The following is a 15,791-nucleotide window of genomic DNA, read 5'->3' as shown; positions in this document are numbered from 1 at the left end:
TATTGTGGTTAACTTATGTCCGCCACTGTTTCCACTGACCGCAACTTGCTCTTCGGCATTCTCGCCGTTCAGACGGATTTCATTTCTGAAAGCGACCTCATCGCGGCAATGAACTCATGGATGCTCGATAAGCAGCGTCCGTTGGACGAGCACCTTGTTGAGAGCGGAGCCCTCGACCCGGCGACTCACTCCGTCATCGATGCTTTGGTCAGCAAGCACGTCGAGCAGCATTCCGGTGACACGGCCAAAAGCCTTGCCGCCATGCGCGCGACTGCCTCCTTGCAGTACGATCTGGCCGCGCTCGACGACCGGGACATCCACGCCAGTCTTGGCCACTTGGCACCAGCACCTCAGAAGGCTGACACGCACGCCACGGTGGCGGCTCCGAAAAAGCAAGCTGAGGGTGAAGATCTTCGTTACGCCGTGCTTCGTCCACACGCCGCCGGCGGTTTGGGGCAGGTGTCCGTCGCACGTGATGCGGAGCTGAATCGTGAAGTCGCCCTCAAGGAGTTGCTCGATCGCCATGCCGACGACAAGAATAGTCGATCGCGTTTTCTCCAAGAAGCAGAGATCACGGGTGGGCTCGAACACCCGGGCGTCGTGCCGATCTATGGGCTCGGGCAGTATGCCGACGGTAGGCCGTATTACGCAATGCGATTCATCCGCGGCGATAGCTTGCGTCAGTGGATTGAGCGTTTCCACGAAAGCCCCGACAAAGTGTGGACTCGCGACACCGACGATCTGCAATTACGCCGCTTGCTAACCCGCTTGATCGACGTCTGCAATGCCATCGAATACGCCCACAGCCGGGGTGTTTTGCATCGTGACATCAAACCGAGCAACATCATGCTGGGGCAGTATGGTGAAACCCTGGTGGTCGACTGGGGATTGGCCAAAGCGATTGGTGCCTCTGCGACGGATTCGACGGCTGACGATCTTATCGGTCCAGCTTTGCCAGAAACCGTGATCCAACCTCAGTCAGGTTCTGGTTCTGCGCCCACACAGATGGGCTCGGCGATTGGTACGCCCGCCTTTATGAGCCCCGAACAAGCTGCGGGCCGCCTCGACGAGCTCGGCCCTGCGAGCGACGTATTCAGTCTGGGGGCGACTCTTTTCATGTTGCTTACCGGAAGACCGCCGCAGGACGGAAAAGACGTGGGAGAGGTGCTGATGCGGGTGCAGCGAGGATTGTTCTCCAAACCGCGTGCGTTGAATTCGGCAATCCCGCGCGGGCTCGAGGCCATTTGCTTGAAGGCCATGCAGCTGAGTCCCGAGGATCGGTATGCGGCAGCTCGTCAAATGGGAGAAGACATCGAAGCCTGGCTCGCAGACGAACCTCTGGTTGCACTACCTGAGTCTGTTTTCTCCAGGGGACGCCGTTGGGTAAAAAAACATCGCACACTCGTTAGCACTGCGGTGGCGACTTTGGTCGTTGCGCTCGGGGTTTCGGCTGGCGGCGTTTACTTTCTCTCCCAAGCTAATCAGCGTGAACGTGCTGCCAAGGAATCCGCCGTAGCCGCCAAGGAAGAAGTGGATCGCCAAAGCAAGCGGGTCGAAAAGCTGTTGACGCTCTCGAAGGACTCGCTGAAAAACTATCAGGAACTTAGCCAAGCGGATGAGCTACTAAGTTTTCCCATGCGCGATTTTCGTGGCGAGTTGCAAGAGTCTGCCATCAACTACTACCAGGCGCTCTCCCAAGTTGCGGCAGAGAGTGAATCGGAGCGAGCCGACCGAGCTGAAGCCTACTTCCAGTTGGCGGCAACGTACTACGAGATGGGGGATATCGAGAAAGCGGCAGAGGCTTACGACACGGCGAGGAAGCGTTATCGCGAGTTGGCTGAAGAATTTCCGGAGAATCTCGACTATCAATACAATCATGCAGCTACTGAGATTGACTACGCTGACATGCTCGTCTTCAGTCAGCGGGGGCCAGAAGCTGAGCAGTTGCTGAAGAACGGCCTGAAACGCGTTTCTGCCTTAGCGGAGAAGCAACCCAAAAATGGTGAGTATCAACGCGGATACGCCTACGCCTTAGCAAGCGAATCAGAACGATTGCGAACGGTTGGGAAGCTCGCGGAAGCCTCGGAGAAACTCACCCAAGCGACGCAGGTGTTGCGCCGCTATCGAGAAGTCGCACCCGAGGAGGAGACACAAGAAAACCAGCTCCGATTGGGACGCGTTTTGCTCCAGCACGCGGCAATTCAAAGCAATGGACAGTGGAAATTCGATGCCTCACTCGATAAGTATGCCGAAGCGGAACAATTACTCAGGCCGCTCTACGAATCTGACGATTACTTTGCCAGCGGCGGTTATCACCTAGCAACGGTCAAATTGCAACAGGGTGAAGTCCTTTACCACCAAGGCCGGGGCAACGACGCCGTTGATCGCATTATCGAGGGACGCGACATCATACTGGACGTCGACAGTTACTATCCGGACGTGCCTGATTACTACCGACTCTATATCGATTTGCAAATCCAGTTTGGCGAACTGAAGATCGGAGTCCCAAGGAGAGCGGCTCGCGATCTTGGACTGGAAGCCATCGAGGAAGGCGTCGACCTCACACAAACGTTGCTCGATGAGATGGACTCGCAGCCAGATGACTTACTACGCATGGCGATGTTGCAAAAGACTGCAGGCCAACTCCACACAGCTCTTGAGCAACATGAGCAGGCAGAACAATCCTACACCAGCGCGATGGAGTCGCTTGCTCGGTTCGACGAGAAGCAGTCCGTCGAGCAGTCAGTGCAACCCTCGATTGATTCGCTCTATGCCAAAGGAGACGCGCTGTATGCCGTAGCCGAAGCCTACACGGAAATCCATCGAACGGAAGAAGCCCTTGCATTGCTTGATCAATCGCAAGAAGTCTTCGAAAACCTTTTGCAGCGCGCTCCCGGTCTGGGAGTAGCGTATCACCAGCTTGGGCAAATCCGAATTGAACGAGCCCAATGTTACCTTGACCAACTGCACTACGCAGACGCGATGATCGAGCTAGATGTCGTTGCAGCACATGCTGTCGAGATCAGCAAGGTGCCAGATTCCAAGGAGATGTCCGACGGCTACCAAATCGTTTCCAATGCCGCCAAGGCTCTCCGCTTAGTGGCCAGCCGAGCGATTTGGACGACCTTCGACAACTTACTTCTCAAGCATCGCTACGAAGAGTTTTTCGATCAGCTCACCAAGTATGCGGGTTACGACAAGCGAGAAGCGAACAAATACCGACTGGCGACTGTCTTGGCAAATGGCATCGCCAAGCTAAAGGCAGACGACAAACTCGCTCCTGACAAGCAGACGCAGCTCGTCGAACAGCATGCAACCCAAGCCGTTACTTGGCTGAGCGAGCTTTGGGAGCAGGGCTATATCAAGAGTAAGAAAAGCCGTTTTGGTGCCCTAATCTCCAGCAAACCCGCGTTGGAGGATATTGAAGAGGGACAAGCGTTTAAGGCCTTACAGGGCCGCGAGGACTATCAGCAGCTCATCAAGCGAATTGCTGAAGGAAAAGGAGGGGATAAGTAGTTGTGCCCTCGTAAGGCGAGGCCCTTTTCGCGAAGCGGACTTCTAGCTATATTTCTTCTTCACGAGGGCCGATACGTAATTGATATCGCCTTCGTTTGCCCCGCCGGAGAACATGGAATTCGAGGCTTGAGAGCCTTCTAGATTCCACCTGTGGCCAGTAGAATATAGTCATCCAAGGCGCCGTAGCTCAATTGGTTAGAGTACTGGACTGTCGATCCAGTGGTTGCGGGTTCGAGTCCCGTCGGCGTCGCTTCTTTTTGGGCAAGAATTCAAGAGTGTTCGGCTCCAGCTTGGCCCTTATCTAACGATGAAAGCCTCTCACAGATCCTGATCGTATCGCATAGGTTGCACAAAGAGCAGTTCAGCTTGCTTGCCGAACCACTGTATTTGGTAATTTCGAAGTTGCCATTGCAACGAAAAGCTTATTGCGGATGCGAGCAGGCGTCGAAAAGTTGAGATGAGAAACGAGCGTATTCGTCCTGAACACAGGCTTCGCTGGCATCGCCCTCATGCAAGAGGACGCGGTAACGCAACCGTAGACTTTCACCTGCACTTAGGGTGAAATCGCCTTGTTGCGTGCCGGTTGGGAGGAAATCTGCCTCTCCAAACGGATTGGCAGCGAACAGACCGTAGGGACGGACATGCCAACGCGTCGGGTGGCGGAAGTTTTCGGGGTGACACATGATAGCGACTCCCACCGTCTGCCCTTGCACAGGACCGCAGTAGTCAACCCAGTTGGCAGGAGTTCCCCAAGCCTTGTCGTCGCGTTGTCCCAGGCTGTTGACGATGTGGCCCTTGCCAGGTGAGTCGACCTTCATCGTGCCTGCCACACGCATGGCGAAAGTTCCCTCTTTTGTGTCTCCGAATCTTACCTCGCCGCCAACGGCGGTCAGCTTGATCGTGAAATCAATCCAGCGAAGCTGGCCCTCAACCCCAAAGTGAATGAGTCGGCAGTCGCTTATCAGCGTTTTGCCTTTGGCTCTCCACAGATTGTTAGCGATGATTGTCCCGAGGTTTCCGATGGCAGAAATCTGAGAGAATCCACAATGCTTGATCACTGTTCTGGAATCCGAAAGCGTGCCGTGCCAAAAGTCATGGCCGTTAACATCACCGTGAGCGAACCAGAGGGACTGATGATGGGGATGATCCGGTTGCTCAGCTTCCAACCGGACTCCCATGGGGTAGGACCGAGTATATTCAGCGCCGGTGGGACCAACGATGGGCCAAACCACCGGCTGACCCTGAGAGGAAGTACGATACTCGCAAAATAGCTCGCCGTCGTTTAGAACACGCACCGTGTCTCCGGTCTTCTCCATCGTTATCTTTGCAACAACCGCATCCGAATACAGGCAAAGCGTCGCCGCGAGAAGAGCTATTAAAGGAATTCTCATCGGAAGACTCATTGCGGATACCAAAATAGCTTGAGCTGATAAAAGTTCATTGTGACGAACTGACTCCGAGGCTCTTGTTCTCTCATCTTCACAGTAGCTGGACTTGAGTGGCTCTAACGTCGTTTTCTCTTTCTCGACTGCAGTTCGAAGTTGGCATCCTTGCGGCCTTCGGGAGGAACTTCCAGCCGCAATGTTCCATCGAGCGCGGTTACAGGGAGTTGCACTTTTGGGCGTGCACGAGGATTTAGGTCGTCGCTTGCCGAAAGTTCCTCGGGGATCCGAATGACGACGCGATGTTGACCGACGACGGCTCCTGGCTCTGCCGGCGAGACAAGCTCAAGAGTGAATTCTCCTTTCTCATTCGTCTTGGCAAACGACCCGGGCCCTGGGTTACTCGATTCGGATGATCCCAGGGGCTGAGTATTAACAATTGCCTCTCTTAAGGGTTCGTTGTCGAGCGTGACGACTCCTGAGACAGGCGCAACTTCATAGGGTCGATCCTTACAGCCCAAGCATGTGAGCATGTCAACCGCCAACAAGAAGAACATTCCACGGTGGAAGTTCGTTCGTTTTGTGCTGCAGAACGGTCCGTTTATCGGACTTGCCATGCGTAATGCCCAGATTGTTTGGTATTGATGAGATTCTCGAGAGACCGGACGAAACTTGGGTCAATCAACCAACACGCGTGCCACACGATTATTCCTGATAGGAAGCAAGTTCGTCACCAGCAATCGTTGCCAGTTCAGCTAGCAAAAACATATCCACGTTTTCAGAGATGAACTGAACGCTACCGTCGCAAAAGGTAAAGTGAAGCCCTCCAGGATGCAGAGCTCCCCATCCACGTTTGCATGCCTCGCCAGCTCCAGTTGTCATGAAACAACGACATGTATCCGGCAGAATAGTGCCCGAAAGGGCAGTCACCTGTGATTTGTTATAGGACGTATAGGTATATGCCCAAAGCCCTTGCCGCCGAGTCGAATCGAGGATTGCCGAACATTCTGAGCCACTTGTATCAACACTGTGACGCTCGCCAATGAGCAACGTGTTCGAAGTACCATCAGTGATCTGCCGCAACTCTACAGGCCGGAGTACAAAGTCTTTGAGCGCGTCGGGCGGGGCGCCAGCAGTGACCGATTGAAAGAATTGGAGATTCACCGTCGTTGGCATGGGGCCCATCCAGTCGGGGCGAGCGCTGGTGCCCGCGTGACTGTCCCAGTAGATTCTCGTCCCGGAGATCGGGTCCTCTCCCCCGCGTCCCGTGACCGCACGATAAGAGCCGCGTGCCCAACCGGGATCGACATTCGCCCCCGGACCACTGCCCGGCATGACTAACTCGTCGGTTCCTAAGTCGGAAGGGCAAATGTAAGCAGGTACTTGAGCGGTGCGAACTTGTGCGTTATTGGGGTGCGCATTCTCGACCGTAAAGTCATAGAGATCGTATAGTTGTTGCTGCTCGATGTGAGGAAGTAGCAGGATCGTCCAGCTTTCCTCACTCTTGGAATTACAACAGGGACCATTGGTGATACCGCCGGTAGGAAGTTCTCCGCCCGATGAGGAAACGTAGTTCTGCACCCCTAAGCCCGACTGCCGCATGTTGTTCTGACACTGGGCACGACGTGCTGCTTCACGCGCCGACTGCACGGCGGGGAGTAGTAGGCCGACGAGGACTCCAATAATGGCAATCACCACGAGAAGCTCGACGAGCGTGAATCCGCGTTTAACAGTTCGGCCTGTAACTTGCATTTGAATAGTCCCTTTCCGCTAGAAGCCGCTGGAAGAGCGAGTCGCTTCTCTCTAGCGATATCGACGCACCATAGAGAGCACCCCCGAAAGAGCCAGCATCAGGGCTGCCGGTTCCGGGACGGACTGTGCTGCAATCGCACTCGAAGTGGTTCCGTACTGAGTGTTCCAAATAGCCAGATCGTCTCCGTCAACTCCGCCACTGCCATTAGCGTCACCCTCAGCGAGAGTCACTCCTACGCCGAATCCTTCTTGCCAGGTGAGAAAATCCGTACCGTCAATATCCGTGTCGCCGTCGAAGTCGGCATTGTCACTACCGACTGAAACTTCGTTGAAGATGTCGAGGATCTCTTGGTCCGAGAGAAAATCGCTGTAGATTCGCAGATCATCAATCGCACCATCAAAAAAACCATCGAGTGTACCGCGGTTATTTCGTGCCCCGATGGCCATGGGGAATTGCCAAGCATTCTGTGTGTCCGTCGGGTCTAGAAAGAAGTTGGTAGCCGCGGCCCCAAGATTGACACCATCCAGAAAGACAGAGGCATATTCGGGAGTGCCATTGCCCTGTTCTGCCCCACCATTCCAACGGAAGGCGACATGGTGCCACTCGTCGTCCGCCCAGTCAGTCGTCCCGGTGGGATCGGAAACGATGAATCGCTGAACGCCCGTGGAGCCGGGACCTGAGGCGCGAGGAAAGACCTGTAGCGCGGAACCACTCCAACCCATCAGCCAAGCCTGCGTGTCGAATACGAAGGGGGGTGAGGGATTTGCATTGAGGTTACCCATGATCCAACGTGCTCCGGCTGTGTTGGTCGATTTGACCCAGGCCATAGCCGTCCCCGAGACTAGACCTGGGCCGTTGCTGGCGAACGGATCGTCATCGGTAGGCGTCCCTTGCAGACCGATCGGGGCACCCGGATGGCCCGCTGTCGTGATATCGACCCAACCGTTCGATCCGCCTTCTCCAGAATTTCCATCGAACACGATTGCTCCGTTCGGCGTGCCGTCAACTCCGGTCGTAAAGGTAGGAGTGCCCGCAGCGGCGGTCGCCGAATCGGTACCCGTGCGATAGGTTCCATCAGGAGCCAACGTGCCATTGGTGTCCATGAAGGTGGAGCTATTCGTCAGATCCCCATCAAACTTGTACTGCGAGAGCAAGGTCTGACCAAAAACAGGTCCAGCAACGCTGACAACTAGTAATGCTACTACAGCAGCGTTCGTCTGAAAATTGAAGACTTTCATAGTACTCCACCTCCCGGATAAGCAAAACTTTCTTTGATGAGATTCAAGCCGCTCTTAGCGTTTGAAAGTTCGTCTGAATGAGCTATAGGCTCGGGAAAAGTATTCGGGGTGTCGTTGTCCTGAGCGGGTATGCGAAACGACGAATCTTCTCGAGGAAACTCCGCCCGTTTCAATTCGACGTCTGGGAGCGGAACTGCAGCGATTCCGTACATATTTACGGCGATCTCTTGGGTCGCGAGCGAGCCAAGCGTGACCACACCAGGACGATCAACCACAAGTTTCCAAATCGAATGGCGAACATTCACGCTCTTGCCCGGCCCAATGGCGTTAAGTTCAGGTAGTCGAGGATTATCGGGGAAGCCCTCGTCCACGCCGATATCGATGCCCGTATCCTTGAATCCGCGAGAAAGCCAGTCCGGCACAGTCCGACGATTGTCGTAGAACACGTACAGCGTTGCTGGGCGGCTCAGTTCAACGTTGATTGCCAGATCCGATTGCCACTTATCAGAGTTAAAAGTCATCACGTAGTCGGCACCAAGCAGGAAGTGCGGAATGCCTTGTTCGTCGACCCCGTTCCACTCGTGATGCCGATCGACGAAGGCTCGTGAATCTTCCCATAAGCCTTCGTGGACCACCTGGTAGTACTGGGCGTTCTCGGGATCGCGAATGTTGTCAGAGACGCGTGTGATAATTGCCGGGCGGGGCTGGGCTAATGAGCCGATGACCGCAGACGTCGGATAGAGCTTGCTGTCAATCGAAACGATCCGCTGCAGCGTCCCCTCGGTATTGACGTGCAGTGCTTCGCCAGAACTCAGTCGTTTACGATGCGAAGCTTTCGTTGCCGCTTGCGTCGGTGAACTACCTTTTATTTCGTTGGTAGAGCGATCGGTAGCGTGATAGGCCAGATCGACGGCACCTTCAAACACCACGACATCGGTGGTTCCTGCTTCACTCACATTGACGCCGAACTCGGTCCCGAGATCGACGACATCGGCGTTGGGGGTTTCGATGACAAAGCCCGTCGCCTCTTCGCCGACTCGTGCGCGGACCGTACCCCGATTGGCTTTAACACGCATCGGTGAAACAAGCTGCAAATCAGCAGGTCCTCGCACCACAACAACGGCACCACTACTCAAGGTGACTTCGGCCAGTCCTTCCATGAGTTGTAGAGAACGGCCCGACCGCAGTCTTGCCGGTGCTGCTCCTGGCGGATTGGCGAGCCAACGAGCGCGCGTTGTCTTGGAAAGCACAGCGATGTATTCATTCGCGTCACGCTGGTCGCTGAACTGGTTGTTCGACCATAGTAGGTAAGCAATGCCGATAAGAAGCATCGAGCAGATAGTTGCAAAAAACCCCAGCACACGACGCTTGCTCCGCGTGTGTGATGATACGCTTTCCGCAGTTTTCACTGAAGCCAGTGGACTGGCAAGTTCGCATTCCGCGTGTCCTCCGGCTGTAGCAGACGTTGAGGTCGCGTTCGCCAGATAAGACATCTCCACATCGACTTCCGCGGCAGTCGCCGCGCGGAGTGCCGGTTCGTGCTTCACTTCTAAGAGTGCATGCAGCATTACGAAATCGAAATACTCTGATCGCAACGAGGCATCCTGCCTCAGAACGCTTTCGAGTTCGGCAACTTGCTCATCAGATAGCAATCCGTCATGCAAATCGGCGATCATCCGACGGATTCTTCTATGATCAGGGCTGCCAGCACTCATCTCAGACGGTTCCTCTCGAAAGCTTCGACTTGATACAGTCGGACAACAAATTACGGATACGATAAAGCGTCGTTGCTACAGCTCCTTGTGTGGTACCCGTCGCCTCTGCCAATGCTTTGACAGAACCGCCTGGGCTATAACGCTCTAGCAACTGCTGTCGCTGCCTGGGATGAAGCTGCCCCAAGCATTCATCCAAGGCTAACGATCGTTCATCAAGCTGAGCTAATTTTGGCTCTGCCTCGGAGGCCAATAGCGAAACCACTGCCTCACTGAACATGTGTCGATCACGTCCTCGCTTACGACGCTCCGTGAGAACCTCGTAGTAGGCAATTTTGCAAGCCCAAGCTTCGAAGCTCGTGCCCGGCTGAAAGTCTTTCGCCTTACGCCACAAGACGAGATTAGTCTCTTGAAGTAGGTCACGAGCTCCTTCGGGATCGGGCATGAGCGACAGGATGTAGACATACAGTCTGTTTTGGCAACTCGTGAGGTTGCGAATGAATTCGTCATTCACTCCGCTGTCACAAGTCGAATTGTCCATGGGTTGGCTCATCAATCATTTGGCCTTAGCACGTCTGGAAGCGATTTCAATAATCCCTCAACTGCCGAGCGGTAGGATGAGCGTCCGGTTCGAGTTGGAACCGGACGCTCTCGTAGTGCGACCGGTCTCTAATTCTTGCGACGATAAACTCCAAGTAAGCCAACGCTGCTCGTCAACAGCATGAAGAGGCTTGTGGGCTCGGGAACCAACGCCGCGACTTGCGAGGCAGAAAGAGCCCCGCTGTAAACACGGATATCATCGAGCATCATGCCGCCGGGTAGGAAGGAGTCGGGAGCGCCTCGGTTGTTTCTTCCGCCAATGATCAGTTCGAATTCCCAAGGACTAAACGTGAGGCTGGTATCGATACCTCCACCTCCACCGCTTAGTCCGGTATCAATCGGCTGCCCGTTGATATACCACTGGCCCACGGCATCGCCATTGGTCGCCCCGTTGGTCATGGAGATGGCAATGTGATGCCACTCGCCGTCTGCCCAGCTTCTCTCTAGCGCGAAGACATCTCCACCCGGTTCGAGCCGAGGTCGATTGAATCCGCCGGTAGAGACACGCGGGAACAACTGTAAATTGCCAACACCGTTGGTCCCCAAGAGCAGCGCTGTTGAATCGACGTCGTTCAAAGTCCCCAAGATCTGGATATTGCCGAGTTCTCCGTCAGTCAATCCGGGGGCCGTCTTAATCCACATGGCAATGGTCATGTCGTGCAAGACGGCCTCGTTGGGCTCGCCTGCTGTCGTGATTCCCATGTAGTCGCCGAAATTCAGATTCAGCCCGCCAGAACCGACGGCACCAGCGCCTAGCCCGGAGGCCGGATTGCCGGGATTGAAGTCGACAATCGTTCCTGTCGGCTGCCCCGCCACGGAGTTATCGGTGTTTCCTTCAAATTCGTAGTGCGAGATAAGCGTCTGGGCATCGGCAGCAAGACCGACAAACAAACAGATAGCCAAGGCCCCTAACGCCTGGCAGGCAAAGGTTCTGCAATGCATGAGCACCTCCCATAAGAGAAAAGTAAAAGGTTTTGAAAAGAGTCTCTGCCTAACGGAAAAGCCACAGCAACTGAAAGTGTTTCCCGTTCTCTGCCATCAAATAGACGGCACAAGCCTTCATTCCTCTGCACCTACTATAAGACTGCCTGGCAGACGCGATTCATCACAGCTTTCTTCAAAGAACTTGAAAAACGTTTATCTTGCTTTAATGCTTCGCCTTACGACGCCATCACGAATTCATGGACGAGAATAGAGGGGAATTAGGGCAGATTTTCCCCGGAAGTATCAATTTCTGGATTTCGTTGTGATGAACGAGCGACGAAAGGCAGTTTCATAATGAATGAGGGGAGCTTCTCTAAGAATATAGTAAACAAGAGTTTGCTAGGAGCGGGAAACTTCTCACACCATTTGCTACGACTTTTAATGTCGAATGCGGCGTAGTAATCAACTCTTCAAGATTCGTGAGTCATTCATGATCCGATTCCTCACTGCTGCTCTCGTTGGCTGTGCTGCAATTACAGTCCAAGCTGCTGAAATCAACGACGTTGTCGAATATCAGTCGACTATCAGCACCGACAATGATGGTCCGCTTGATTTGCAAGCTGGGGTTATTTGGGACGATACGCTCAACAATGCGCCGATCGCCGTAGTGATGCACCCCTTCTCGTCGCTCACGACTTTTGGCAATACCTTTCCGAACGCAGATCGGCTCCGTGATCAGGGGTTCTTCTCGATACTTGTCGCAATGCGCGAACGAGACGGCTCCGATGGCAAAAGAGATTCCGGCGGCCTTGAGATTTACGACATTTTTGACGCGGTCGAAGCGATTAAAGCCATGCCGCAATATGCTGGCCGCTTCAACGACAACATAAAGTATGTCACAGGCTATTCCGGCGGCGGCGGCAATACGATGTCAGCTCTCACCAAGTTCCCCGACTACTGGAATGCTGGGGCCTCGTTCGTTGGCATGTCGGACTACGGATACGATAACCCCGATGGCTGGTACTATAACGGAGCGGGAGGACGCACCAGCATTCTTGATCAGGACATCGGCGTTCGCACCAGCAACGATCCTGACGTGATTGATCGATACCACGCGCGAGCTTCCAATCTGGCTTCAAAGAACAATCCCTACGCGACGATCTATTTGTTTTCGAATCAGGCTGAAACGATCTCGCCGATCGTCAACGACATCACCTATCGTGATAACGCCGTCGCTGCGGAATCCTTTCCTGGAGAATTCGACAATATTACTTTCATCAACGGCCAGTCGGGCGTCGAGTACGAGGGGCCAGGAAATCCCACGGATTGGGTCGATTGGAATAACGACGGCATGCAGCAGTCGATTGAACTTCAAGACTATCCGCACAGCAGTGCCATCGCCGTCCAGGACCGCGGCGAGCGTTGGTTTCTTGACGACCTTCTCGCTGGCAACTTGCCGCAACCAGTGCTGAATGACCAGGACGAGCTGTTCGTTGCCGGCTATGTGCGTACGAAACCTTTTCAAGTTTGGCTGGGAGACGGCCAAAACGCCGCTGGCGATTTGAATTACTCCCTCAGCGACTCGGAAATGACTTTCGAACTCAATATCGCGAGTTTGAACAAGTCAATTACCGGAGATCTAACGATCTACGAGAATCGTTTATCGAGCCCGCTGGCCGCCGTTGAACTCAACGGCACGATTGTCGATCAGGTCGATTTGACAAATCCTTACGTCTACCAGGGCTTTGCTGACGGCGATCGGCTTCGCTTCATCGCGATTCCCGAACCAGCAACCCTCGGCATCGTTTACTGCAGCGGAGCGACTTTGCTCTGCTTTAACCGCTGCCGAAGAGTAAAGCACGCCACGCGACCTTGCGCTCAATGTTGCTGCGGCAAGGTGCGCCGTGGTCTCTGTGGCCGCCATAGAAAATCTTCTTGTCGCTGATGTGCAGTTGGCAATGATCGATGCCCGCCAAACTAAGTTCTGGCGTACATTTAAGGGAACTGTACCGCTGACTGATGATAGGTTTACGCATTCTCATCGTCCTGACAGCCGCGCTCTCGACTGTCGATACGCTAGGTCAGAACATTAAATTGCCTACATCGTGCCACTCCGCAGTCGTACCGGCGAGCAAGGACTGGTCCGAATGGACGAAACTGCATCGACGCTTCAAGCAACAATCTAGTACCGAGCGTCCGCGACTGATCTTTCTCGGTGATTCCATTACTCAAGGCTGGACGAAAGAGGGTCTGAAAACCTGGAACCACTACTATAATCCGCTTGCAGCCGCCAACTTCGGCATCGCTGGCGACCGTACTCAGCACCTGCTCTATCGTATCCAGGATGGCTACTTCCTGGAGAATCAACCGGAAGTCGTTGTTGTTCTGATTGGAACAAACAACATCAAAGAGCAACGGAACACTCCCCCCGAAACTGTGGAGGGAATCGAGAAGGTCGTTGAGGTTCTTGCGAAACAGCTACCCAAGACCCGAATCCTACTCCTCGGCATCCTCCCCTGCGGCGAGTCACCTACTTCACAACAACGCCAAGATACAGCCGCGGTCAATTTGTCGTTAAGCCAAAAAAGTTTCGGCGAAACCGTGCGTTTCCTCGACCTAGGACAACACTTTCTTCAGTCCGAAGGGATGATCTCCAAAGAGATCATGCCCGACTTCTTGCATCTCTCATCCAAAGGATACCAACTTCTAGCCGAGAAACTTGAACCAAGGCTGCAGCAATTGATGTCCGCGAAGTAGAATATCTTTCTCAAACGTCGCAGGGGATCAGAAAAGTCGTCGACGAGAGAAAGCTGAGCATGACGCACACTATAAGGATTGCTATCGATTCAAGAGGTGGAGGTCGCTTCTCAGTCCAAAACAACATTTAGTTTGATTCGATAACCCCGCAAAGACTTCTGGGGACTTTTCATGGAAGTTATTGAACTAGTTGCTGCTCAATGTGATCCTAGCTCACGAGCACAACTAGGCTTACCTTTTCTCTTAAAGAAATCCATCAACGGACATCCAGATACTCCGACTGACTTTGGGAGAGTACCCTTCTGCCAAGCATCGAAGGCTTTCTCCATTGAGAGGCTAGAGCTACCTCACCGAGTGTTAATAAGTCGAACAGCCGATTTTCGAAAATTTGCGTTTGGTCAGGTAAGCCTAACTACTCCATTCCACTAGTAGCGATTGCTGCCCTTATAGCAAGAGTTCCTGCTGAACTGCTGCTGGTTCGACGCCTGTCATCCTTACGTCGAGTCCGCGGAATCGATACGTCAATCGATGATGGTCGATTCCCAGACAATGCAAAATAGTAGCGTGCAAGTCACGCAAATGGACAGGCTTGTCGACGATGTTGTAACAGTAGTCGTCCGTCTGACCGTATTCGATCCCCGGGCGAATTCCGCCCCCGGCAAGCCATACGGAAAAGCATCGTCCATGATGATCGCGTCCCATGCCGGGGCTCCCAAGTTTCCCTTGGCTGAAAACCGTCCGGCCGAACTCCGTAGCAAACACGACGAGCGTATCTTCAAGCATTCCCCGCTCTTTCAGGTCTTTCACCAAGGCAGCGGTCGGTTGGTCAACATCACGGCATTGACGAGGCAACTGACCTGCGATGTCGATATGTTGGTCCCAACCACGATGGAACAATTGGACGAACCGCACATCGCGTTCAAGCAGTCGCCGTGCAAGTAAACAGTTGGCCGCATAACTACCAGGATTCTGCACGTCCGGGCCATAACGCTGCATCGCCTCAGCAGTTTCGTCGCGAAAATCGGTTAGCTCAGGGACGGAGCTTTGCATTCGAAACGCCATCTCGTAGGCGTTGATGCGAGCGACGATCTCCGGATCGTGCAATTCGGCGGCGCTCAACTGGTTGAGCTTCGCCAACGCATCAAGTTGTTCGCGTCGACCTTTGCGCGTGACGCCTTGAGGGTTTTCCAAATACAGAATCGGATTGGCTCCTGGCCGCAATCCCACGCCCTGGAAGGACGAGGGCAAGAAGCCACTGCCCCACAGTCGCGAGAAAATCGGCTGCCCCGGGTTTTTACCTGAACCCTGCGACAACATCGCAACGTAGGTCGGGAGGTTTTTGTTGATGCTGCCCAGCCCGTAATTGACCCAAGCACCCAGACTGGCATAACCCGGCTGCTGGTTGCCTGTATTCAAGAAAGTAATTGCCGGGTCATGATTGATCGCCTCGGTGTGCATCGACTTCACAAGACAAATCTCATCCGCGATGGACTGCGTATGAGGCAGAAGATCGCTAATCCAAGTTCCAGACTCACCACACCGTTTTCCCGGTGCGAGCGGGGCAACGACGGGATAGGCTGTTTGGCCAGAGGTCATGCCAGTAAGCCGTTGGTCGCCTTTGACCGACGCTGGGATTTCTTGACCATGCTGTGACCGGAGTGTTGGCTTATGATCGAACAAGTCAACGTGCGAAAAGCCGCCCGATTGAAAGAGGCAGACAACGCGTTTCGCTCTTGGTGGAAAGTGGGGTAAGGAAGACAGCCCGCCCGTCGTCTCACTAGCGTGCGAGGGAGAACCCGAGGCGCCTGCGAGTAACGAGCCGAAGGCGAGTTGTCCAACTCCTCCGGCAGAGGTGCCAAGGAAGGCCCTTCGCGACAAGATATAGTTGCACTGGCGATTGCTCAGCATG

The 15,791-nt window shown here is 54.1% G+C and carries 11 protein-coding genes and 1 tRNA gene; 4 read left to right on the top strand and 8 right to left on the bottom strand.

Annotated features, from left to right (window positions below):
* The first annotated feature begins 15 nt into the window (after positions 1 to 15).
* Positions 16 to 3,516, top strand: a complete 3,501-nt coding sequence (locus RIB44_07875) for a serine/threonine-protein kinase (GenBank protein MEQ8616497.1) — start codon at positions 16 to 18, stop codon at positions 3,514 to 3,516.
* A gap of 176 nt (positions 3,517 to 3,692) precedes the next feature.
* A tRNA-Asp gene (locus RIB44_07870) sits at positions 3,693 to 3,766 on the top strand.
* A gap of 172 nt (positions 3,767 to 3,938) precedes the next feature.
* Here the strand turns inward: RIB44_07870 and RIB44_07865 are convergent.
* The 7 genes from RIB44_07865 to RIB44_07835 all read right to left on the bottom strand — a co-directional run bounded on the left by RIB44_07865 (position 3,939) and on the right by RIB44_07835 (position 11,143).
* Positions 3,939 to 4,907 (bottom strand): PmoA family protein, encoded by a 969-nt coding sequence (locus tag RIB44_07865; protein MEQ8616496.1) that lies wholly within the window; start codon positions 4,905 to 4,907, stop codon positions 3,939 to 3,941.
* A 113-nt stretch (positions 4,908 to 5,020) separates the two neighbouring features.
* The gene (locus tag RIB44_07860; GenBank protein MEQ8616495.1) at positions 5,021 to 5,515 is read right to left on the bottom strand and encodes a hypothetical protein; all 495 of its coding nucleotides are present in this window, start codon (positions 5,513 to 5,515) and stop codon (positions 5,021 to 5,023) included.
* Positions 5,516 to 5,603: 88 nt separating this feature from the next.
* The gene (locus RIB44_07855; GenBank protein MEQ8616494.1) at positions 5,604 to 6,650 is read right to left on the bottom strand and encodes a DUF1559 domain-containing protein; all 1,047 of its coding nucleotides are present in this window, start codon (positions 6,648 to 6,650) and stop codon (positions 5,604 to 5,606) included.
* Positions 6,651 to 6,701: 51 nt separating this feature from the next.
* The gene (locus tag RIB44_07850) at positions 6,702 to 7,889 is read right to left on the bottom strand and encodes a LamG-like jellyroll fold domain-containing protein (protein MEQ8616493.1); all 1,188 of its coding nucleotides are present in this window, start codon (positions 7,887 to 7,889) and stop codon (positions 6,702 to 6,704) included.
* Entirely contained in the window at positions 7,886 to 9,604 is a 1,719-nt protein-coding gene (locus RIB44_07845; protein ID MEQ8616492.1) for a FecR family protein, read from the bottom strand. The genes RIB44_07850 and RIB44_07845 overlap by 4 nt, the downstream gene beginning before the upstream one ends.
* A 1-nt stretch (position 9,605) precedes the next feature.
* Positions 9,606 to 10,142, bottom strand: coding sequence for a sigma-70 family RNA polymerase sigma factor (locus tag RIB44_07840; protein MEQ8616491.1), 537 nt, complete (start codon positions 10,140 to 10,142; stop codon positions 9,606 to 9,608).
* Between the two features lie 128 nt (positions 10,143 to 10,270).
* A complete protein-coding gene (locus RIB44_07835) occupies positions 10,271 to 11,143 on the bottom strand; it encodes a LamG-like jellyroll fold domain-containing protein (GenBank protein MEQ8616490.1) in 873 nt (290 codons plus the stop codon).
* A 472-nt stretch (positions 11,144 to 11,615) separates the two neighbouring features.
* On the opposite strand from RIB44_07835, the gene RIB44_07830 reads away from it, so the two are divergent.
* Together RIB44_07830 and RIB44_07825 are read left to right on the top strand one after the other, a co-directional pair.
* Positions 11,616 to 13,070 carry a hypothetical protein gene (locus tag RIB44_07830; GenBank protein MEQ8616489.1) on the top strand — a complete coding sequence of 485 codons (1,455 nt, stop codon included), beginning with the start codon at positions 11,616 to 11,618 and terminating at the stop codon, positions 13,068 to 13,070.
* 74 nt (positions 13,071 to 13,144) lie between these two features.
* Complete coding sequence (locus RIB44_07825; GenBank protein MEQ8616488.1) at positions 13,145 to 13,882, top strand: GDSL-type esterase/lipase family protein; 738 nt, start codon at positions 13,145 to 13,147, stop codon at positions 13,880 to 13,882.
* Between the two features lie 444 nt (positions 13,883 to 14,326).
* Here RIB44_07825 and RIB44_07820 read toward each other — a convergent pair whose 3' ends face one another.
* Entirely contained in the window at positions 14,327 to 15,790 is a 1,464-nt protein-coding gene (locus RIB44_07820; GenBank protein ID MEQ8616487.1) for a DUF1501 domain-containing protein, read from the bottom strand.
* Position 15,791: the final 1 nt, after the last annotated feature.

This window comes from Lacipirellulaceae bacterium (assembly GCA_040218535.1).
Classification (GTDB): Bacteria; Planctomycetota; Planctomycetia; order Pirellulales; family Lacipirellulaceae; genus Adhaeretor.
The sequence above is the reverse complement of the archived record's forward strand: the minus strand, read 5'-3'. Positions and strand labels throughout refer to the sequence as shown.

What these genes read in the sequence shown, in the direction of transcription:
- RIB44_07850 (MEQ8616493.1), bottom strand. Translation starts at nt 7,889, where the DNA reads ATGAAAGTCTTCAATTTTCAGACGAACGCTGCTGTAGTAGCATTACTA.
- RIB44_07855 (MEQ8616494.1), bottom strand. Translation starts at nt 6,650, where the DNA reads ATGCAAGTTACAGGCCGAACTGTTAAACGCGGATTCACGCTCGTCGAG.
- RIB44_07830 (MEQ8616489.1), top strand. Translation starts at nt 11,616, where the DNA reads ATGATCCGATTCCTCACTGCTGCTCTCGTTGGCTGTGCTGCAATTACA.
- RIB44_07820 (MEQ8616487.1), bottom strand. Translation starts at nt 15,790, where the DNA reads ATGCTGAGCAATCGCCAGTGCAACTATATCTTGTCGCGAAGGGCCTTC.
- RIB44_07875 (MEQ8616497.1), top strand. Translation starts at nt 16, where the DNA reads ATGTCCGCCACTGTTTCCACTGACCGCAACTTGCTCTTCGGCATTCTC.
- RIB44_07825 (MEQ8616488.1), top strand. Translation starts at nt 13,145, where the DNA reads ATGATAGGTTTACGCATTCTCATCGTCCTGACAGCCGCGCTCTCGACT.
- RIB44_07835 (MEQ8616490.1), bottom strand. Translation starts at nt 11,143, where the DNA reads ATGCATTGCAGAACCTTTGCCTGCCAGGCGTTAGGGGCCTTGGCTATC.
- RIB44_07865 (MEQ8616496.1), bottom strand. Translation starts at nt 4,907, where the DNA reads ATGAGAATTCCTTTAATAGCTCTTCTCGCGGCGACGCTTTGCCTGTAT.
- RIB44_07860 (MEQ8616495.1), bottom strand. Translation starts at nt 5,515, where the DNA reads ATGGCAAGTCCGATAAACGGACCGTTCTGCAGCACAAAACGAACGAAC.
- RIB44_07845 (MEQ8616492.1), bottom strand. Translation starts at nt 9,604, where the DNA reads ATGAGTGCTGGCAGCCCTGATCATAGAAGAATCCGTCGGATGATCGCC.
- RIB44_07840 (MEQ8616491.1), bottom strand. Translation starts at nt 10,142, where the DNA reads ATGGACAATTCGACTTGTGACAGCGGAGTGAATGACGAATTCATTCGC.